Annotated in this window: 17 protein-coding genes; 3 read left to right on the top strand and 14 right to left on the bottom strand. The window is 71.3% G+C overall.

The features are described from left to right. Positions 1-42: 42 nt before the first annotated feature. From HNQ79_RS07560 to HNQ79_RS07510, 12 genes are all read right to left on the bottom strand, one after another. On the bottom strand, positions 43-1,353 hold the full coding sequence (locus HNQ79_RS07560; protein WP_185028266.1) for a mannosyltransferase family protein: 1,311 nt from the start codon (positions 1,351-1,353) through the stop codon (positions 43-45). A 348-nt stretch (positions 1,354-1,701) separates the two neighbouring features. Beyond that, positions 1,702-2,991 carry a thymidine phosphorylase gene (locus HNQ79_RS07555; RefSeq protein WP_185028264.1) on the bottom strand — a complete coding sequence of 430 codons (1,290 nt, stop codon included), beginning with the start codon at positions 2,989-2,991 and terminating at the stop codon, positions 1,702-1,704. Between the two features lie 103 nt (positions 2,992-3,094). Further along, positions 3,095-3,511: a cytidine deaminase gene (locus HNQ79_RS07550; RefSeq protein ID WP_268253549.1), complete on the bottom strand. Its 417-nt coding sequence runs from the start codon at positions 3,509-3,511 to the stop codon at positions 3,095-3,097. After that, complete coding sequence (locus HNQ79_RS33505; protein WP_229923334.1) at positions 3,508-4,788, bottom strand: ABC transporter permease; 1,281 nt, start codon at positions 4,786-4,788, stop codon at positions 3,508-3,510. The genes HNQ79_RS07550 and HNQ79_RS33505 overlap by 4 nt, the downstream gene beginning before the upstream one ends. Further along, positions 4,785-5,897, bottom strand: coding sequence for an ABC transporter permease (locus HNQ79_RS07545; protein WP_185028262.1), 1,113 nt, complete (start codon positions 5,895-5,897; stop codon positions 4,785-4,787). Before HNQ79_RS07545 ends, HNQ79_RS33505 begins: the two co-directional genes overlap by 4 nt. Next, on the bottom strand, positions 5,894-7,513 hold the full coding sequence (locus HNQ79_RS07540) for an ABC transporter ATP-binding protein (protein WP_185028748.1): 1,620 nt from the start codon (positions 7,511-7,513) through the stop codon (positions 5,894-5,896). Before HNQ79_RS07540 ends, HNQ79_RS07545 begins: the two co-directional genes overlap by 4 nt. A 275-nt stretch (positions 7,514-7,788) precedes the next feature. Next, positions 7,789-8,835 (bottom strand): BMP family lipoprotein, encoded by a 1,047-nt coding sequence (locus HNQ79_RS07535; protein WP_185028260.1) that lies wholly within the window; start codon positions 8,833-8,835, stop codon positions 7,789-7,791. Positions 8,836-9,107: 272 nt separating this feature from the next. Next, positions 9,108-10,340 (bottom strand): amidohydrolase, encoded by a 1,233-nt coding sequence (locus HNQ79_RS07530; protein ID WP_373312509.1) that lies wholly within the window; start codon positions 10,338-10,340, stop codon positions 9,108-9,110. Between the two features lie 136 nt (positions 10,341-10,476). After that, positions 10,477-11,595 carry a hypothetical protein gene (locus HNQ79_RS07525; protein ID WP_185028258.1) on the bottom strand — a complete coding sequence of 373 codons (1,119 nt, stop codon included), beginning with the start codon at positions 11,593-11,595 and terminating at the stop codon, positions 10,477-10,479. Between the two features lie 5 nt (positions 11,596-11,600). Beyond that, positions 11,601-12,542 carry an N-acetylneuraminate synthase family protein gene (locus tag HNQ79_RS07520; RefSeq protein WP_185028256.1) on the bottom strand — a complete coding sequence of 314 codons (942 nt, stop codon included), beginning with the start codon at positions 12,540-12,542 and terminating at the stop codon, positions 11,601-11,603. 11 nt (positions 12,543-12,553) lie between these two features. Next, on the bottom strand, positions 12,554-13,939 hold the full coding sequence (locus HNQ79_RS07515) for an acylneuraminate cytidylyltransferase (RefSeq protein ID WP_185028254.1): 1,386 nt from the start codon (positions 13,937-13,939) through the stop codon (positions 12,554-12,556). Further along, positions 13,939-15,231, bottom strand: a complete 1,293-nt coding sequence (locus HNQ79_RS07510) for a DUF6716 putative glycosyltransferase (RefSeq protein ID WP_185028252.1) — start codon at positions 15,229-15,231, stop codon at positions 13,939-13,941. The genes HNQ79_RS07515 and HNQ79_RS07510 overlap by 1 nt, the downstream gene beginning before the upstream one ends. Positions 15,232-15,395: 164 nt before the next feature. On the opposite strand from HNQ79_RS07510, the gene HNQ79_RS07505 reads away from it, so the two are divergent. The 3 genes from HNQ79_RS07505 to HNQ79_RS07495 all read left to right on the top strand — a co-directional run bounded on the left by HNQ79_RS07505 (position 15,396) and on the right by HNQ79_RS07495 (position 18,204). After that, entirely contained in the window at positions 15,396-16,376 is a 981-nt protein-coding gene (locus tag HNQ79_RS07505) for a glycosyltransferase family 2 protein (protein WP_185028250.1), read from the top strand. 50 nt (positions 16,377-16,426) lie between these two features. Continuing rightward, a complete protein-coding gene (locus tag HNQ79_RS07500; RefSeq protein WP_221507509.1) occupies positions 16,427-17,824 on the top strand; it encodes an alpha-2,8-polysialyltransferase family protein in 1,398 nt (465 codons plus the stop codon). Between the two features lie 239 nt (positions 17,825-18,063). Beyond that, positions 18,064-18,204: a hypothetical protein gene (locus HNQ79_RS07495; RefSeq protein ID WP_185028248.1), complete on the top strand. Its 141-nt coding sequence runs from the start codon at positions 18,064-18,066 to the stop codon at positions 18,202-18,204. A 36-nt stretch (positions 18,205-18,240) separates the two neighbouring features. On the opposite strand, the gene HNQ79_RS07490 is transcribed toward HNQ79_RS07495, so the two are convergent. Together HNQ79_RS07490 and HNQ79_RS07485 are read right to left on the bottom strand one after the other, a co-directional pair. Continuing rightward, positions 18,241-18,789, bottom strand: coding sequence for a hypothetical protein (locus HNQ79_RS07490; protein ID WP_185028246.1), 549 nt, complete (start codon positions 18,787-18,789; stop codon positions 18,241-18,243). 197 nt (positions 18,790-18,986) lie between these two features. After that, positions 18,987-19,967, bottom strand: a complete 981-nt coding sequence (locus HNQ79_RS07485) for a nitroreductase/quinone reductase family protein (protein ID WP_185028244.1) — start codon at positions 19,965-19,967, stop codon at positions 18,987-18,989. Between the last annotated feature and the right edge of the window lie 360 nt (positions 19,968-20,327).

Raw genomic sequence — 20,327 nt, 5'->3', positions numbered from 1 at the left:
CTCATCGGCAGGAGCGGACCGGCGTCCACCCGGGTGGACCTGTCAGCCCGTCCAGCGGCCCGACAGGTACGACACGGCGAAGATCATCATGAGCGGCGCCGCCACCATCACGTACGCCGTCTTCACCCGCGGACTGCGCACGCTCCACGCGGCGAGCAGCGTCCACAGCGGCCACCACAGGAGGGTGGCTCGGGGCACGGACGTGAACCAGTACGAGGTGCCGAGCGCCCACAGGCTGAGGGCGAGGTACACGGCCTCGGGCCAGCGGCGCAGCCACAGCAGCACCCCGAGCAGGACGAGGCCGACGACCATGGCGAGCAGTTCCGCCTGCCACATGTAGGCGTACCCGGTGGGGTAAGCGCCGTCGAACGCGGCCCGCCAGGTGGTGGCCCAGGACTCCCAGGGGGCGTGGAACTGGCGGTACCAGCCGCGTTCCTGGGCGTGCTTCCAGGCCATCCAGTCGCCGGTGTGCGCATACAGGTAGGCGCTGTAGAGCAGGGCGGGCAGGGCGGGCAGCAGCGTCCAGGGCAGCGGCCGCCAGGCCCTCGCGGAGCGGGCCCGCCACGCGGTGATCAGGAAGTGCACGCCGATGGCCGCGGCGACGAAGAGCCCGGAGATCCGCACGCCGGTGGCGAGTGCGGTGAGCAGCCCGGCCATCGCCCACTGGTGGCGCTGCGCGGCCAGCCAGGCGGGCAGCGCGAACGCGAGGAAGAGCGCCTCGGTGTACCCGGCGGCGAGGAACACCGCGCAGGGCGAGAGCAGCAGGAAGAGCACGGCCCGCTGTCCGGCGGGCGACGGGGAGTCGGAGGAACCGGAGCGCTGCACCGGGCCGGGGGCGGTCTGCTCGCCCGGCAGGTGCAGCCTCGCTATTCGGGCCAGCGCCAGGACCACGACCGCGCCCGACACGAAGGAGATCAGCAGCCCGGCGAGGGTCCAGTCCGGGACGACGGTGTGGACGGCGCGCAGCACCAGCGGAAAGCCGGGGAAGAAGGCCTCCCGGTTGTCCCAGTCCGGTGTGCCGGGGCCGGCACCCTCGGGGAAGTACCCGGCCTGGGCGATGTGCAGGAAGTGCGTCCAGTCCCACTGCGCCCACCGCGAGAGCGCCGAGGGCGCGTCCTTCGCGTCGCCGTTGCCCGGGAAGAGCCAGGCCACGCTGTACGAGGTGACCCACAGCCCGACCCGGGTGAGCAGGTACAGCCACAGGACGTCCCGGTCCGCGCCGTGGAGCGCCGGCTTCCACCGGGGAACGCGCAGCCGGCGCCCGTCACCGGACTCCGGTGTGCCGGGTGCGGGGTGCGGGCCGGGCGGCGTGGGCTGTTGCGCGGTCCGCTGCGGCGGGGGCGCGACGGTCATGGTCCGGCTCTCCTGGGCGTTCGAGGGGCTTGGTGGTTCCCCGGCTCCTGACGAACCAGGGGGTGGGTGCGCGGCCGAAGCGGCCGGTGGACGAAACGACGTCGGTCGTACATGCGTACGCCAAGCGCGCCTCGTACGGAAGACGGCCGCGGCGCGGCGTCGCGTTCCCGCATGCGCCGAAAGGTTTCCGCACTCCCGTACCGGGCGTGTCCTCCCGCACTCCCGTACCGGGCGCGTTCCCCCGCACACGCATCGCGGGGGACCCCGCACACGACACGGGACCGGCGGGGCGCGATACCCCACCGGCCCCGTGCGTCACAGAGCTTGGCACTCCCAGAGTGCCCCGGCTCAGGCGATCCGGTCCAGCACGATCGGTGCCGGAACGAAGTCGGCCGCCGCCGCGGAGTGCGCGTCGGCGGTCAGCACGCCGCCGTCCAGCGCCTCGATGGCGTACGCGAACTTCTCCGGGGTGTCGGTGTGCAGCGTCATCAGCGGCTGGCCCGCGACGACCCTGTCACCGGGCTTGGCGTGCAGTTCGATGCCCGCGCCGGCCTGGACGACGTCCTCCTTGCGGGCCCGGCCCGCGCCGAGCCGCCAGGCTGCGACGCCCACCGCGTAGGCGTCCAGCCTGGTCAGCACCCCGCTGGAGGAGGCGTTGATCACATGCTGCTCGCGGGCCACCGGAAGCTCCGCGTCCGGGTCGCCGCCCTGCGCCTGGATCATGCGGCGCCACACGTCCATCGCGGACCCGTCGCGCAGCGCCTTCTCCGGGTCGGCGTCCGGCAGGCCCGCCGCGTCCAGCATCTCGCGGGCCAGTGCGAGGGTCAGCTCCACGACGTCGGCGGGGCCGCCGCCGGCCAGGACCTCGACGGACTCCCGTACCTCCAGGGCGTTGCCCGCGGTCAGGCCGAGCGGGGTCGCCATGTCGGTCAGCAGCGCCACGGTCTTCACCCCGTGGTCGGTGCCCAGGCCGACCATCGTGGAGGCCAGCTCGCGGGCGTCCTCGATGGTCTTCATGAAGGCGCCGGAGCCGACCTTGACGTCCAGCACCAGCGAGCCGGTGCCTTCGGCGATCTTCTTGGACATGATCGAGGAGGCGATCAGCGGGATGGCCTCGACGGTGCCGGTCACGTCGCGCAGCGCGTACAGCTTCTTGTCGGCGGGGGCCAGACCGTCACCGGCGGCGCAGATGACCGCGCCGGTGGATTCCAGGACGTCGAGCATCTCGGCATTGGACAGCAGCGCGCGCCAGCCGGGGATGGACTCCAGCTTGTCGAGGGTGCCGCCGGTGTGGCCCAGGCCCCGGCCGGAGAGCTGCGGCACGGCCGCACCGCAGGCCGCGACCAGCGGGGCCAGCGGGAGGGTGATCTTGTCGCCGACGCCGCCGGTGGAGTGCTTGTCGGCGGTCGGGCGGGACAGCTGGTCGAAGTTCATGCGCTCGCCGGAGGCGATCATGGCGGCGGTCCAGCGGGCGATCTCGGTCCGGTTCATGCCGTTCAGCAGGATCGCCATGGCCAGGGCCGACATCTGCTCGTCGGCGACCGCTCCGCGCGTGTACGCGTCGATGACCCAGTCGATCTGCTCGGGGCTCAGCTCGCCGCGGTCGCGCTTGGTGCGGATGACGGAGATGACGTCCATGGGGTTCCTTCCGGTCGTACGACTGGGTGCGAATCTACGCGCGTTGCGCTGGGAAAGGGGTGCGGCCCCGCCACCGGGAAACGATGACGGGGCCGCGAACGTACTACTTGAGGTGCTGCGGGCCAAAGGCGTCCGGCAGCATCTCGCCGAGGGTGCGGACCCCGGACGAGGTCTCCATCAGGAGCTCCGGACCGCCGAACTCGTACAGCAGCTGACGGCAACGGCCGCACGGCATCAGGTTCTCGCCCCGGCCGTCGACGCAGGTGAAGTGCGTCAGCCGGCCGCCGCCGCTCGCCTGGAGCGCGGACACCAGCCCGCACTCGGCGCACAGCGACAGCCCGTACGAGGCGTTCTCCACGTTGCAGCCGGCCACGGTGCGGACCGTGCCGCTGCCGTCGTCGGCCAGCGCCGCCGCGCCGACCGGGTACTTCGAGTACGGGACGTACGCCCGGGACATCGCGTCCCTGGCCGCCTCCCGGAGCAGCTCCCAGTCGACCGCCGCGGCGTCGGGGGCGGTCACTTGCCCTGCCCCTTGCGGTAGCGCATGCCGTCGGCCTTGGGCATCCGCAGCCGCTGCGCGGACAGCGAGAGCACCAGGAGGGTGACCACGTACGGGGTCGCGCTCACGAACTCGGTGGGCACGGTGTCCGTACCGAGGTACCAGACCAGCACGCCCGCCGCGATCACGGCGCAGATGGCAGCAGCGACGAACGCCTTCCTGTATGCCTTCCACAGCGCCAGGCCCACCAGCAGGACGACCAGGAGCAGCAACAGCGCGTGCACCGAGGTGCCGCCGTTGCGCAGCTGGAGCGCGTCGGCGAAGCCGAAGAGGCCCGCGCCCATGGCGAGGCCGCCCGGACGCCAGTTGCCGAAGATCATCGCGGCGAGGCCGATGTAGCCGCGGCCGCCGGTCTGGCCCTCGTTGTAGATGTGCGAGGTGACCAGGGACAGGAACGCGCCGCCGAGGCCGGCCATGCCGCCCGAGACGATCACGGCGATGTACTTGTACTTGTAGACGTTGACGCCCAGCGACTCGGCGGCGATCGGGTTCTCGCCCGCGGAGCGCAGGCGCAGCCCGAACGGGGTCTTCCAGAGCACCCAGAACGTCAGCACGAACAGCAGCACGGCGACGATCGTCAGCAGCGACACCTTGGTGACCAGGCCGCCGAGGATGCCCGCGACGTCCGAGACGAAGAACCAGTGGTGCTTCTCCACCGAGTACAGCCAGTCGGAGACCCCGGGCAGGCTCAGCGTGTCGATCGACTCGGCGGGCGGGGACTGCTTGGGGCTGCCGCCCTTGGCCGCGGCCTCGGGGCTGTTGAACCAGAGCTTCGCGAAGTACGAGGTGACACCGAGCGCCAGGATGTTGATCGCGATGCCGGAGATGATGTGGTCGACGCCGAAGCTCACGGTGGCGACCGCGTGCAGCAGACCGCCGAACATCCCGCCGAGCACACCGGCCAGCACGCCGATCCACGGGTTGGTCTGCCAGCCCGCCCAGGCGCCGAAGAAGGTGCCGAGGATCATCATGCCTTCGAGGCCGATGTTGACGACGCCCGCGCGCTCCGCCCACAGGCCGCCGAGACCGGCGAGGCCGATCGGCACGGCCATGGACAGCGCCGCGCCGATCTGGCCGGACGCGGTGATGTCCTGCGCGCCGGTGATGGCGCGCACCGCCGACAGGGCGATCAGCGCGCCCGCGACGATGAGCAGGACGACCGGGAGGGAGAGGCGGCGCTTGCCCGCCTTCTTGCCCGCCGGGGACTTGGCCGCCGGGGCGGTGGTCGCCGTACTCACGCCGACACCTCCTGCTTCTTGGAGTTCTTGGCCTGGGCGGCGAGCTTCTCGCCGACCTGCCGCTGCTGGCGCTTGAGGCCGTAACGGCGGACGACCTCGTAGGCGATGACGACGGACAGGACGATCACGCCCTGGATGACGCCGACGATCTCCCGGTCGTACCCCTCGAATTCGAGCTTTCCGGAACCGCGTTCCAGGAAGCCCCACAGGAGTGCGCCCAGGGCGATGCCGACGGGGTGGTTGCGGCCCAGGAGGGCGATGGCAATGCCGGTGAAGCCGATGCCGGTGGGGAAGTCGCCGCCGTACTCGAAGGAGTCGTTGAGCAGCGTCGGCATGCCGACCAGACCGGCCACCAGACCGGAGATCAGCATCGAGGTGATGATCATCTTCTTGACGTTGACGCCACTGGCGTCGGCCGCCGACTCGGACTGGCCCACGGTGCGCAGGTCGAAGCCGAAGCGGGTGCGCGACAGGATGAACCAGTACGCGACACCGGCCAGTGCGGCGACGACGATGAAGCCCCACACCTGGTCCGGCACGGTCGGGAAGACGAAGAAGTGCGAGGACTCCGGCAGCGGCTTGGTGGAGACCTTGGTTCCCGCGCTGTCCAGCTGGCCGAGCCGGCCGTCCTGGAGGAGGTAGCCGATGATCGCGGTGGCGATCATGTTGAGCATGATCGTCGAGACGACCTCGGAGACGCCCCGGGTGACCTTGAGGACACCGGCGATACCGGCCCACATGGCGCCGACGATCATCGCGGTGAGGATGATCAGCGGGATCTGGAGGAAGCCGGGCAGGGTCAGCGCGCCGCCGAGGGCGGCGGCGAAGAAGGCGGCCAGGCGGTACTGGCCGTCGACGCCGATGTTGAAGAGGTTCATCCGGAAGCCGACGGCGACCGCGAGACCTGCCAGGTAATAGGTGGTGGCCTTGTTCAGGATGTAGACCTGGCTGTCCGACTTCATGCCGTAGTCGAACATGATGCCGAACGCGCTGAACGGCTCCTTGCCGGTGGCCACCAGCACCACGGCGGTGACCAGGAACGCGGCCACGATCGCGAGCAGCGGGGCCGCGATGCCCAGGAGCAACCGCTCCTTGTCGAACTTCTTCATCGGTCCTCTCCCCCAGTCCGGGGGTCGGTCTCGGCCGGGGCGCCGTGCGCCTCCAGGTGTCCGGTGGCGGCGCCCGTCATGGCCGAGCCCAGCTCTTCGGGGGTGATGGTGGCGGGGTCCGCGTCGGCGACCAGACGGCCGCGGAACATCACCCGCAGGGTGTCGGAGAGCCCGATCAGCTCGTCCAGGTCCGCCGAGATCAGCAGTACGGCCAGGCCTTCGCGGCGCGCCTCGCGGATCTGGTCCCAGATCTGCGCCTGCGCGCCGACGTCCACGCCACGGGTGGGGTGGGCGGCGATCAGCAGCTTGGGGGCGTGGCTCATCTCGCGGCCGACGATCAGCTTCTGCTGGTTGCCGCCGGACAGGGAGGCCGCCGTGACGTCGATGCCGGGCGTGCGGACGTCGTACTCGCGCACGATCCGCTGGGTGTCGGCGCGGGCCGCCTTGAGGTCCAGGAGGCCCTTGTTGCTGTTGGGCTTCTCGGAGACGTGACCGAGGATGCGGTTCTCCCACAGCGGGGATTCGAGGAGCAGGCCGTGCTTGTGGCGGTCCTCGGGGATGTACCCGATGCCGTCCTCGCGCCGCTTGCGGGTGGGGACCGACGAGATGTCGACGCCGTCGAGGGTGAGCGCTCCGGCGTCCGGGGTGCGCATGCCCATGATGGCTTCGACGAGTTCGGCCTGGCCGTTGCCCTCGACGCCGGCGATGCCCAGGACCTCGCCCTTGTGGATGGTGAACGCGATGTCGTCCAGTACGGAACGCACGACGCCGTCCGGGTCGACGGCGCTGAGCCGCAGGTCCGAGACGCTCAGCATGGGGACGTCCGTGACGGTGGACTCGCGGGTCTCGGGCGAGGGGAGTTCGCTGCCGACCATCAGCTCGGCGAGCTGCTTGGGCGTGGTGTTCGCCGGGTCGGCGGTGCCGACCGTGGTGCCGCGCCGGATGACGGTGATGTCGTCGGCCACCGACAGCACCTCGCCGAGCTTGTGCGAGATGAAGATGACGGTGAGGCCCTCGGCCTTGAGCTCCCGCAGGTTCGCGAAGAGCGCGTCCACCTCCTGGGGCACGAGCACCGCGGTCGGCTCGTCGAGGATGAGCGTGCGGGCACCGCGGTAGAGGACCTTGAGGATCTCCACGCGCTGGCGGTCGGCGACGCCGAGGTCCTCGACCACCGCGTCCGGGCGCACGTTCAGGCCGTACGCCTCGGAGATCTCCTTGATCCGGGCGCGGGCCCGGTCGCCGATGCCGTGCAGCTTCTCCGAGCCGAGCACCACGTTTTCGAGGACGGTGAGGTAGTCCGCGAGCATGAAGTGCTGGTGCACCATGCCGATGCCGCGCGCGATGGCGTCACCGGGGCTGTTGAAGGTCACCTGCTGCCCGTCGACCGCGATGGTGCCCTCGTCCGGCTTCTGCATGCCGTAGAGGATCTTCATCAGGGTGGACTTGCCCGCGCCGTTCTCACCGACGAGGGCGTGCACGGTGCCGCGGCGCACGGTGATGGCGATGTCGTGGTTGGCCACGACACCGGGGAACCGCTTGGTGATCCCGTGCAGTTCGACAGCGGGGCTGCCGTCCGCGGCTCGGGATGCGGCGTGGGGACTGCTGGACGCTTTGATGGCGCACTCTCCTAGGCAGGAGGCGGAGGAGCTGAGGCGGAAGGTAGGGAGGGTACGGCTGCTACGACGGCGGCGTGCGGCGAGATGACTGTGGCGGAAAAGTACCGCGCACCACGGAAGCTACGCGCGTAGCTGCCGCAAATTGTGAAGCAGCCCGGCCCAAAAGTGAAGCGGGGCGAGGCTGTCGGAAGAGTCACTCCGGGCGGGACCGCACAGGAAGCGGGGCCCGAAGATCAGCGCGAGCTTCTCTTCGGGCCCCGGCTCCGCAGAGCGGATCAGAGGGTGGACTTGACCTTGATGGCGCCGTCCACGATCTTCTTCTTCGCCTCGTCCAGCTTGGCCTGGATGTCCTTGAGGTGGTCACCCGTGGTGGTCAGCGTGACGCCGTTCTCCGCGAGGGAGTAGGTCGTGGTACCGGTGCGCGGCTTGCCGTCCTTGACGGACTTGGCGAGGTCGAAGACGCCCGCGTCCACGTTCTTCACGACGGAGGTGAGGATCGACGCCTTGTACTTCGACAGCGACGGGTCCTTGGCCTGGTCGGAGTCGACGCCGATCGCCCAGGCGCCCTTCTTGCCCGCCACCGCCTCGATCGCGCCGGCGCCCGAGCCGCCCGCGGCCGTGTAGACGACGTCGATGCCCTTGTCGAGCATGCCCTTGGCGGCTGCCTTGCCCTTGTCGGGGCTGGAGAAGCCGGAGGTGTCCTGGCCGGTGCCCAGGTACTGGATCGTCACCTCGACCTTGGAGTCCGTCTCCTTGGCGCCCTGCTGGAAGCCCGCGGCGAACTTCTTGATCAGCGGGTTGTCCACGGCGCCGATGAAGCCGACCTCGCCGCTCTTGGACTTGAGGGCGGCGGCGACACCGGCGAGGTAGGAGCCCTGCTCCTCGGTGAAGACGATGTTGTTGACGTTCTTCACGTCGGAGACCGAGTCGACCAGGCCGAACGTCACGTTCGGGTGCTTCTTGGCGACCTTGTCGACCGACTCCTTGTACGCGAAACCGACGGCCAGGATCGGGTTGTAGCCGCTCTCGGCGAGCTGGGACAGGCGCTGCTCGCGGTCGGCCGGGGTCTCACCGTTCTTCGCGGTGAGCTCCTTGGTCTCGGCGCCCAGCTCCGCCTTGGCCTTGTCCAGGCCGCGCGCGGCGGAGTCGTTGAACGAGTTGTCGCCACGGCCGCCGACGTCGTAGGCCATGCCGATCTTGAGCTTGCCGCCACTCTCGGAGCTCGAAGAGCTACCGGTGGAGGACTCGCCACACGCGGTGGCGGTGAAAGCGAGGGCCGCAGTGGCGATGCTCGCAGCAGCGATCTTGGATACCCGGCGCACGGGACGCTCCTTCAACCTGACCGAAGCGCCTCTGAGCGGCGCTGGTTTCGCGGCGATCGTAACGCGCGTAGATGCCGGTAAAAGACCCGTTCATGAGTCGTTATCGGATCGACGCGCGTTCGATTCGCCGATGGACGACGAACATAAGCAATGTACATACTCACAACGGACATAGCGACTACTACTGGAGGAAGACACAAAGGAAATGCGGGAGGGGCGCCCCCGGCCCGCCTCCCGGCCACCGCGAACGCCCCCTTCCCCGCCGGTCGGCGCTAAGCCCGGACGTCCAGCAGCGCAGCCGCGGTGAACAGCTCCACCCCCACCGTGATCGCGCTCTCGTCGGCGTCGAAGTCGCCGCGGTGCAGGTCGCGCTTGGTGGTGTCGCCCGGAGTGCGGACGCCGAGACGGGCCATCGCGCCCGGCACGTGCTCCAGGTACCAGGAGAAGTCCTCGCCGCCCAGGCTCTGTTCGGTGTCCTCGATGGAGTGCGCGCCGCGGCGGGCGGCCATCGCTTCGGCCATCAGCTCGACCACCGCCTGGTCGTTGACGACCGGCGGGACGCCCCGGATGTAGTTGATCTGCGACTTCGCACCGTGCAGGTCGGCGATGCCGGCGACGGCCGCGTGGATGAGGTCGGGGGCGTCGCGCCAAGCGTCCAGGTCCAGACAGCGGACCGTGCCCGCCAGCTCGGCCCGCATCGGGATGACGTTGCAGGCGTGCCCGGACTCGATGCGGCCCCAGGTCACGGACAGCCCGGAGCGGGCGTCGACCCGCCGCGAGATCACCGCCGGCACCTCGGTGGCCACCTTGGCCACGGCCGTCACGAGGTCTGTGGTCAGGTGCGGGCGGGCGGTGTGGCCGCCGGGTCCGTCAAGGGCGATTTCCAGCCGGTCGCAGGCCGAAGTGATCGCGCCGGTACGGAGGCCGATACGCCCCGCGTCGACCTTGGGGTCGCAGTGCACGGCGATCATCCTGCCGACCCCGTCCAGCGCTCCGCACTTGATGGCGTCGGCGGCCCCGCCGGGCAGCACTTCCTCCGCGGGCTGGAACAGCAGCCGCACCGGGCGTGGCAGCCGGCCCTGCCTGTGCAGCTCGGCGAGGACCAGTCCCGCGCCCAGCACCACCGTCGTGTGCACGTCGTGCCCGCAGGCGTGCGCGCGGTCCGGGACGGTGGAGCGGTACGGGACGCCGACCTTCGCGTCCGGAATGGGCAGCGCGTCGATGTCCGCCCGCATCCCGAGCATCGGCACCCCGCCGTCCCACTCGCCGATGTCGCAGATGAGCCCGGTTCCGGAGGCGAGCACGCGCGGCGCGAGTCCGGCCTGCTCCAGGCGGGCCTTGATCGCGGCGGTGGTGCGGAACTCCTGGTTGCCCAGCTCGGGGTGCATGTGCAAGTCCCGCCGGAAGGCGATCAGTTCGGCACGCAGCTCGTCGGAGAGCGTGCCGGGGAGATCGTCTCCGGCGTCGGGACCGGCTTCGGACACGAGGGAGATCAACTGGTTCACCCCGTCAACGGTAGGCGCACTCCACCCCCAACTGCCTACCCATCAACAAAACTTCCGCCCGATAGGTGTAAGAAAAATGGCGAAGTGAGGTGTGCCCGCAATGTGAGACGGGTATCAAAGGGGGTTGCCCCACGCGCTACGTCACCGGCAGAACCCGGAGTTTCCGCACGTCACGGGCGGTGGTGGCGACTCCGGCGAGGAATCCGGGGGCGCGCGGCGAGGCATTGGCCGAAAGCCATGCGGGGTCGATGTCACACACCGCGACTTTCACATCCGTTCCCACGAGTGCCTTCGGGAGCGTGTGTACGACAGTGGAGGGGAAGCTCAGGATCGTACGCCCGATGGGGCCGCGGCGGGCTATCACTTCCAGGGGAAGATCCGGGCGTACCACCTCCAGTCCCGTCTCGACGGCCAGCCGGTGCAGCTTGTCGGAGCTCTCGCGTCGGTGGGCGAAGTACCGGGTGGCCCCGTGCCCCCGGGTGAGGGAACGGACCGCGCGCAGGTAGTGGTCGGGGTCCAGCACACCCGTCTCCACCAGCGAGGTGCCGACCAGGTCGGCGCTGCGGGTGATGCGCGGCGGGCCGAACCGGGAACGGGTCCAGGTGAGCTCGTTGGCGGTGACGGTGATGCCGGGCAGCGCCTCGGCGAGCAGGGCCTCGTCGACGGGCATCGCGGTGAAGAGTTCCACGGAGCGCCGGGGCGTCGGGGCGAGGCGGCGGCGGGCGGAGGTGGTGACGGGGGCGAGGAGGAGCTCGCGCGCCCCCGGCCGGCCGCCGCGCCGGTGCCAGCGCACCAGGCGTTCCCCGCGCGCCAGCTGCCCGGCGAACTCCATGGTGGCCGTTCCGTCGTCGACGACCACCAGCGCGGGCGCCCGTACGAAGGTCAGCAGCAGTTGCACGTAGCGGGAGAAGGGATCCCCTATGACGACCCGGTCCGCCCTGCGGAGTGCGCCGGCCAGTCCGCCGACGGTGCGCAGCGGCGCCCCCGCCCCGTCCCTGGCGTCCTCCCAGCGCACCTCGCATCCCTCGTCGCGGGCCAGCTCGGCCATCCGGCGGAGCTGGCCGCGGGACATGGGGTCGACGGGCGAGAGGACGACGACCATCACGTCGGTCATGTCGTACGTGGTGGTGTGCGCCCACTCCAGGACGTTGAGGAGCTGGACGGGGCTCTCGACGAAGGCGAGGGTGCCGGGTGTCCTGGAGGACCGGGGTGCCCGGGGGGCCGCCCGGCGGACGCCGCTGCTGGCTGTGGCCATGGCCGTCAGACCCCCGCCGGTGCTGCCGTCTCGGCGTCCGTGCCCGCCTGCGCGACGACGCCCGGCACGCGGCGCAGCTTGCGCATCGGCGCGAGCTCCGACTCGTACACCCTCTTGACGCCGTCGCCGAGGGACGCCTCGATCGTGCGGATGTCGCGGACGAGGCGGGTGAGGCCGCCGGGCTCGACGGACGCGGCCTGGTCGGAGCCCCACATGGCGCGGTCCAGGGTGATGTGCCGCTCGACGAAGGCGGCGCCGAGGGCGACGGCGGCGAGGGTGGTCTGGAGGCCGGTCTCGTGGCCGCTGTAGCCGATGGGGACGTTGGGGTACTCGGCCTGGAGGGTGTTGATCACCCGCAGGTTCAGTTCGTCGGCCACGGCCGGGTAGGTGGAGGTGGCGTGGCACAGCAGGATGTTGGCGCTGCCCAGCACCTCGACCGCGTGGCGGATCTGCGCCGGGGTGGACATGCCGGTGGAGAGGATGACGGTACGGCCGGTGGTGCGCAGTTCGCGCAGCAGCTCGTCGTCGGTCAGCGACGCGGAGGCCACCTTGTGGGCGGGCACGTCGAACTTCTCCAGGAAGGCGACGGCCTCGGTGTCCCACGGGGAGGCGAACCAGTCGATGCCGCGCTGACGGCAGTGGGCGTCGATCGCCCGGTACTCGTCCTCGCCGAACTCCACGCGGTGGCGGTAGTCGATGTACGTCATGCGGCCCCACGGGGTGTCGCGCTCGATGTCCCACTGGTCGCGCGGGGTGCAGATCTCCGGGGTGCGCTTCTGGAACTTCACGGCGTCGCAGCCGGCGTCGGCGGCGGCGTCGACCAGGGCCAGGGCCTTGTCGAGGTCGCCGTTGTGGTTGATGCCGATCTCGCCGGTGATGTAGACGGGGTGGCCGGGCCCTGCGGTCTTGGAGCCGAGGGTGCGCAGGCGGGAGTTGACGTTGCTCATCTTGCTCGTCCTTAAAGGGTGTGGAGGGGTGCGGAAGTGCTGTGCGCCGTGGGCACGGGGTGGGGTGCAGGGGTGCTGAGCGGGGGTGTGGGGTTGCTGAGGAGGGGTTCGGGGGTGTGCAGGAGGGGTGTCGGGGTGTTGAGGTCCGGGCCGAGGAGCCAGGTGGCGACCTCGCGGACGGCTCCGCTGCCGCCGGGGGTGCGGGTCGTGGCGCGGGCGGCGGCACGGACGCTGCCGTGGGCGTCGGCCACGGCGACGGGCCAGCCCGCGAGGGCGAAGCAGGGCAGGTCGTTGACGTCGTTGCCGACGTACAGGACGCGGGAGGGGTCGACGGACTGTTCCTCGCACCACTCCTTGAGCGCGAGGTCCTTGCGGTCGACGCCGTGCAGGACGGGGATGCGGAGCTTGCGGGCGCGGGCGGCGACCACCGGGTTCTGCTCGGTGGACAGGATGAGCAGCGGGATCCCGGCGTCCCGCAGCGCGGCGATCCCCAGCCCGTCCCCGCGGTGCACGGCGACCGTCTCGCGGCCCTCGGCGTCGATGAGCACCCGGTCGTCGGTCTGCGTCCCGTCGAAGTCGAGGACGACGGCGTCGACGTCGCCGCGGGTGGGGTACGCCGCCGTGTCGAGGAGCGGCGCGAGCGCACGGGCCCGGTCCAGGTCGCGGGGGTCGTCGACCTCCAGCACGCGGGCGGGGTCGGTCCGTACGAGGGCGGTCCGCCCGAAGAACCGGTGCCGGTGCCGGCGGAACCCGGTGGCGTCCATGGCGTAGGCGGCCCCGGTCTCCAGCAGGTCCTCCGGCCGGTCCTGGCGGCGCGGGCGGGTGGCCTTGTCGTGGTTGACCCCGGTCCCCTTCCGGGCGCCGGAGCGCGGGGTGACGGCGGAGGCCGCGCTGTCCGCGCCGGGCGGGGACGTGACGGCGGGGGCCGCGCCGGGGGCGTCCTGTTCCTCGTCCTCCTCCCGCCACACGAAGCCGTGGAACGCCGCCACCGTCACCGCCGTGTCCGCCCCGTCGAGGACCGCACGGGCGACCCCGTCCACGTCCTCCCCGGTCACGAAGGGGCTCGTGCACTGCACCAGGAGCACGACGCCGGGCTCGTCGGCCCGCACGTCGAGTGCGTCCAGGGCGTGCAGCACGGCCGCCTCGCTGCTCGCGGTGTCCCCGGCCAGCGCGCCCGGCCGGACGACCACTTCGGCTCCCGCCGCCAGCGCGGCCGCGGCTATCGCGTCGTCGTCCGTGGAGACGACGACCTCGGTGACGTGCCGGGCGGCGAGGCAGGCCCGTACCGCCCGTACGACCAGGGGTACGCCGCCCACCGGCGCCAGGTTCTTGCCGGGGACGCCCTTGGAGCCTCCCCTGGCGGGGATCACCGCCAGGACCCGTCGCGCGCGTTCCATCAGAGTTCTCCCATACGTCGGATGACCGGTGCCACTCGCTGCACCCCGTGCCGGTACGCCCCCCGGGCCGCCTCCCGCACCGCGTGGCGCACGGCCTGCCGCACGCCGCTGCCGCGCTCGGGCGGAGCCTCGTCGAGGCGGTGGCGGGCGAGAATGCCGGGGAGGTAGCCGGTGGCGGTCCCGGCGGTGTAGTACGGGGCCGGGGGCGCGAGCCGGGGCTGTGCGAGGAGAGCGGCGAGCTTCGCCCGCACGGCGTCGTAGGGGTCCCCCGGCGTCCGCACCCCGTGCCGCACCAGCCACTGCTCGTCGGCCTCCGGCCGGTGCCCGGCGTCCAGCCGGTCCCACGAGGTGAGGCAGCCAGAGCCGAGGAAGTGGTGGTTGCCGAGGGGTTCGCGTACGCCCAGGTCTGTCAGCACCGCCGTCGGGATCCCCCGGTGCAGGGACTCCAGCGCGGCGGTGGAACTGACGGTGACCAGCAGCCCGGTCCGGTCCAGCACGTCACCCATGTGCCCGTATGCCAGACGGAAGTTGGGCGGCGGTGCCAGGTCCCGCACGAGCCGCTGGTAGGGCAGCTCCTCGATGTGCGTGGTGTGTTCGCCCGGCTTGCTGCGCAGCTTGAGGACGACCTCGCGGTCCGGGTGGAGGCGGGCATGCCCGACGAGCCGCCGCAGCAGGTACGTCCGGTCCGCCCGCCGCTCGGGCACCGAGGGCTGGGCCGCGAAGACGACCGTGTCGGCGACACCGCCGTAGGGCGTCCCGCCCAGGAAGGGCAGGGCGGCCCGGGTCACGCAGGACGCGTCGGCGCCGACACCTTCGTACACCGCCCTGAACCTCTCCTCGTCGTACGGCGAGTTGGCGAGGACGAGGTCGGCGCCGTGACGCAGCAGGAGACCGTCGGCGAGCTTCTCGTAGACGACGCCCACGTACCCGGTGACGAGGACCGGGCGGCGGGCCGGCTGCGGCCAGAGCCGGGCGAGACCGTGCAGCAGGGCCTGTACGGAACCACCGACGAGAGCGAGGACGATCACGTCGTACGGCCCGCCGCGCACCAGGCCGAGGAACTCGGTCCCCGTCACCTCACGGGGCGCGGGCAGGCCCGCGCCGACCTCGCCGAGCTGGCGGGCGGTCGGAGTCGCGCGTCCCCGCAGCAGGAATCCGGTGATCGCCGCGTCGGCGCCGGAAATGTCCCCGGCAATCCGCCGCGCCGTGAGTGCTCCCCATTTCCATCGGGTGTCCGAGTCTGCGAGTACGGCGACCCGCAGCGTTTTGCGGCTGCTTGTTTCTGCTGGCACGAGGAAAAAATTAGAGACCGGTTCCGTTTCCCGGCCCAACTCGACAGCAACAGACGGTTAACAGCAGTCGACGGACGGACGGGACACCGGGAAAAGATTGCGATTCACCTTTGCGACACGGCCAGTTCACCCGGCATCCGCCGCCACGCCCTAATGTCCGGCGGGTGGTCAAGCTCTCCGTCGTCGTGCCGTTCTACAACGTGCAGACATACGCCCCAGATGCCCTGAGAAGTCTCCGCGCGAACGCACGCGACGACTTCGAATTCCTTCTCGTCGACGACTGCTCGACGGACGAGACCCCGGAGCTCCTCAACCGCGCGGAACGCGACCTGCCCGGTGCGGTCCTGCTCAGACACGAACGCAACGGCGGTCTGGCGACGGCCCGCAACACCGGGCTGGACGCCGCGCGCGGCCAATACGTGACCTTCCTGGACGGGGACGACTGGTACGCCCCCGGGTACCTCACCCAACTGGTCGACACCATCTCCTCCTTGGGCTGCGACTTCGTCCGCACCGACCACGTGCGCTGCGACGGCCGCAACCGGTCGGTGCAGCGCGTCCCGCACGGCAGGCGCGGCGAGTGTGTCCCGCCGCGCTCGGCGATACTGCCCGCCGACCGCTCCACCTCCGTGGACTACGCGTTCGCCTGGGCCGGCGTCTACCACCGGCGCCTGCTGGACCGCGGTCTGCTGCATTTCACCGACGGACTGCGCACGGCGGAGGACAGGCCGTGGATCTGGCGGCTGCACCGGGAGGCGGAATCCTTCGCCGTAGTGGGACTTCTCGGCATTTTCTACCGGCGCGGAGTTTCCTCCTCGCTCACCCGGATCGGCGACGTGCGACAACTGGATTTCATCCGCGCCTTTGATCAGATACTGGAGGAAACGGCACGCGACCCGGACGCGTCGTCCCTGCTCCCGAAGGCCGTACGGACGTACTGCGCCATCATCTCCCACCATTTGGGGAGTGCGGCGGAACCGAACAGATTCGAACCGGCGGTGGCGAGACAATTGCGGGCGATGAGCGCGGCGGCCCTGCGGCGGATGCCGCAGGACGTCCTGACGGAGGCACTGAACTCGATGGACGCACAGCGCGCGGGGCGTCTGCGTCGGCTGCGGCGGGGCCTTTCGGGGGTGGCGGCCTGATGTCCCGTACGACCGACTCCGCGCCGGACCCCACGGCAGCCGGTTCCTCGATGTCCGGCCCCACCGCGACCGACCGCACGACGGGTGCCGCGACGGCGACCGGATCGGCATCGAGCCGTCCCGTGCCGACCGGTTCCGCACCCGCGACGCAGATCTTCCTCGCGTCCACCCTGTACGGGACCGCGACGCTCGCCGCCGCCATCGACAGCGGCTGCTTCCCGCCCGCCGCCCGCCGCATCCTCCTGGCCAGCAACAACGCGGCCGTCCCGGAGACCACGCCGCCCCTGACGCAGTCCCCCGGCTTCGCCCGGCTCCGTACCCGCTTCGACGACGTGCGCGACTGGAACGAGGCGATCGCCCCGCTGCACCCGAGCGGCTGGACGCCCCGCGCCGACGACGTGCCGCTGTGGGAACGGCGGTTGAGGAGGGAGTGGGGCGTCGCGGACGACGAACCCGTCTCCCTCGTCCTGGAGTCGATCCAGGTCGCTCCCGCCCAGGCGGTCGCCCAGCTCTTCCCGGACGCGCCCGTCGACGTGTACGCGGACGGCCTGATGAGCTACGGGCCCACCCGCAACAAGCTGGACCCGCTGATCGGGGGCCGGGTCCGTCGTCTCCTCCACCTGGACCTGGTGCCGGACCTGAGGCCGCTGCTGCTGAGCGAGTTCGGGGTGCGGCCCGCCCTCGTACCGACGGACGCCTTCCTGGACGTCCTGTCGGAACTCTGCGACGCCGAAGCGGACTTGGCCGTCGGCGACTTCGACGAGCGGCCCGCGCTCCTGCTCGGCCAGTACCTCTCCGCCCTCGCCATCCTCACTCCGGAGGAGGAAGAGGACCTGCACATCCGGATGCTGCGGGGCGCGGTGCGGCGGGGGCACAAGCGCGTGGTGTTCAAGCCGCACCCGTCGGCGCCGTCCCGCTGGTCGTCGCGGCTGGAGCGGGAGGCGGCCGAGCTGGGCGCCGAACTCCTGGTATTCGACACTCCGTTGCTTGCGGAGGTCCTCTTCCGCCGACTGCGCCCGGCTCTGGTGGTCGGCTGCTTCTCGACGGCCCTGTTCACGGCGCACGCGCTGTACGGGATCCCGACCGCACGCGTCGGCACCGAACTGCTGCTCGAACGCCTCACCCCGTACGAGAACAGCAACCGCATCCCGGTGACACTGGCCGACGCACTGCTCCCGGACCTGGAGGAGGCTTCCCCCGCCGCGCCCCCGGCCGACCCGACGGCACTCGTGGCGGCCGTCGGGTACGCGATGCAGCCGCAGCTTCTGCCCGCCCAACGGCCGCACGCGGAGCGCTACTTGCGCGCTCACTCGCACCGGCGCTACTTCAAGCGACGGCGGCTCACCGCGCTCGGGCTGCCCGGCGGCCTGCCGCAGCGCCTGGCCTTCGTACCGCGCAACGCGACCGTGCGGAGGATGGCCCGCAGGGTCCGCAGGCTCACGGCTTGACGCCGAGGACGTGCACGATGCCCCGTCGTGTCGCCGAGCCGTCCCTCCCTCCCTCCACACAGGCGGAAACCGGGTCGCCGTCCTCGTACCGGAGTACGACAGCGGAATCGGGCCCGTGGTGTGACGCCGCGCGCCCGTTTCCCGGCCTACCTTCCTCTCCTCGCCGGCTCATCGGCCCGTCTCGCGGCAAACCGGGCCGGCTGCCGTACTGCCCGCCCACCCGGGAGAGGAATTCCGCCATGGTCACCCGACTCCCGCGCCGGCACGTGATCCTCGCGGCCGTCGCGCTGGTCCTCCAGCTCGTACTGCTGCACGCCCACGCGTCGCAGCCGCCCGCACGCCCGGCCCTCACGCACGAGGCGGGCCGGCTCGCCCCGTGAAGCCCGGCTTCCCCGTCGGTCCGCCGGCTCCGGTGATCACGTCCGGTGCCAGTAGTCGACGTCGCCGCCGAGCCCCGGGGCGACCACCAGGCGGTGCCGCTCCCGGCCGGCCGCGTCGCTCACCACGAGGCGGCCGTCGCGGTACGAGACATGGGCGCAATCCGCGGTCCACAGCCGGGCTGTACAGGCCGCCTTCTTCGCGTCGTACGAGAAGGCGGTGACCGTGTGGCTCGTACAGGCCAGGTAGTGGCCGGCCGGGAGCATCACGTACGGCAGCCGGCCGCTCGCCTCGCGGACCGGCACCACGAGACGCACCCGGTCGCGCCGCTCGCCGCTGGGGGCGTCCCACGTCTCGTACCGCGCGCGGACCTCGTCGAGACCCACCGGCGGCCCGTGCCGTTTCCAGCGCAGCCAGGTCAGCGCGCCCACCAGCACGGCGAGTCCCGCGTACGCCCAGCCCTTCACCCAGGGGCTCCAGTCCACCCGGACAAGCACCTGCGCCAGCAGGGCGCAGGAGAACAGCGGCGTAAAGAGGCCGAGGGTCCGTAGAACCGCACGCGGGAGGTCCGCACCCTCCCGGCTCACCGGGGGTGGCCGTCCGCGTGCGGCGGCAGGTGCGTGGGGACATCGAGCGTGGTCACGACCTTTGGCACCCGGTGCGGCACCGTCGTCCGGATTCCGTCCACCGCTCTCGCCCCCTGCGCGCCCGTTCCGCCACCCGCCCCCCGTCTGCCCCTCGCCACGAGACGTATCCGCCTGCCCGCGGTCCCGTTCCTCCGGGACTACGCGGCGGTCGGGGGCGGACCCGAGGGCAGGGGGATCTCGGACAGGACCGGGAGGACGACGGACTCCTCGTAGTCCATGTGGGCCGTCAACTCGTCTGCGATCACGCTGAGTTCGGCGAGGAAGACCGCAGGGTCGGCTGTTGTGAAGGCGTCGAGGTGGGCGACGAGCCGGGACTTGAGGGCGGCCACCTTGCGGTGTTCCTCGCGCAGCCGGCCGATCGCTTCCGCGAGGTGGGGGTGGTGGAGCTCGATCTGCGGGAGGACGGCCGCGTCCTCGCTCCTGTGGTGGAAGTCGAGGGTCTCGCAGAACGCCAGGCAGTGCTGGCGGATCTGGAGGCCCAGACCGGGGAGGGTGGGAGCGCCGGGAGCCGTCCGTGCCGCCGCGAAGTGGGCTTCGGCGTCGGCTTGTACGCGCTGGAGCTGGCCGCGCAGCCAGAGGTGGATTTCGAGGAGCTTGTCGCCGACGGTCAGGACCGGGCGGGGACCGCCGCCGGGGGCGGGCGGGCCGTATGCGGTGGGCTCCAGGACGACCACGGGAAGGGTGCGGGTGGTCTGCGCCTGGTACTCGGCGTAGCCGGGCTCGGCGCTGACCACCCGCTCGAAGAGGCGGTCGCGGTGCTCGCCCTCCGCGGGCACGGCCACCGCGTCGTAGGACCTCCTGCCGACCTCCACTTGCACGGCGGGGTGGGCGAGCACGTTGTGGTACCAGGCGGGGTGGCGTGGCGAGCCGAGGTGGGAGGCAACGATGAGCAGCCGGCCGTCCGTGTCGGTCACATGGCCGAGCGGGACGGTGTGCGGTGTGCCGGACTTCGCGCCGGTGGTGGTCAGCAGGAGCAGGTCGGCGCCTTCGAAGGGGCCGCCCACCGTGCCGCCGTTGGCGCGGAACTCGTCGATGACCCACTGGTTGAAGGAGGCGGGTCCGGTCTCGGACGTGACGGACGCGAACGCGGAGGGGGATTCGGATGCTGCGGACGACATGAGGTGTCGACACTCCTGAACAGGTGTGGGTGAACTCCGCGGCAAGCGAGGCGCGACGCGCGCTCGTGCGGCACGGAGCAGAGGAGAGGAGAGGGAAAAGCGGGCGGCGCAGAGCTGCCGGACGCCTCAGATACGGGGTGCGGAGCAGGTACTCATCACACGGGCCCCTTGGGGTGAAGGTGCTGGCTCGGTTGCCGGCCTGCCCACTTCTCTGTGGCCGGCGCCGCGCTGCACGGCGCTCATTACAGCCCGGCCGTTCGAGGGTGTCAACCCTGCACATGACGGTGGGCGCACGCCCGCCCGGAGGCGGCGCGAAGGGGACCCATCGGCGATCGGCCTCCGATGGCCGGGCGAAGGGGA

The sequence above is a fragment of the Streptomyces candidus genome (assembly GCF_014207445.1).
Taxonomy (GTDB): Bacteria; Actinomycetota; Actinomycetes; order Streptomycetales; family Streptomycetaceae; genus Streptomyces; species Streptomyces candidus.
Note: the sequence above shows the minus strand (reverse complement) of the source record. Positions and strands in the feature narration are given on the sequence as shown.